We start from the raw sequence: 213 nt of genomic DNA, 5'->3' as shown, positions 1-213 counted from the left end.
GCCCGCCGAGACGTGGAGGTAGGAGCGGTTGGCGTTGGCGGTGGTGTGCGTGGAGAGGCCCTTGACGCGGTCCACGTCCAGGTCGCAGTTGGTGATCAGGGCGCCGTAGAACGGGATACAGAGCTGGCCGCCGTGGGTGTGGCCCGCGAGGACCAGGGGGTAGCCGTCCGTGGTGAACGCGTCGAGCGCGCGGAGGTAGGGGGCGTGGACGAC

Annotated in this window: 1 pseudogene; it reads right to left on the bottom strand. The window is 70.4% G+C overall.

The features are described from left to right. Positions 1–213: pseudogene (locus J0695_RS38765) on the bottom strand (metallophosphoesterase); the annotation flags it as partial.

It is taken from the genome of Streptomyces beijiangensis (genome assembly GCF_017315755.1).
GTDB lineage: Bacteria > Actinomycetota > Actinomycetes > Streptomycetales > Streptomycetaceae > Streptomyces > Streptomyces beijiangensis.
This window is presented reverse-complemented; position numbering and strand designations above follow the sequence as displayed.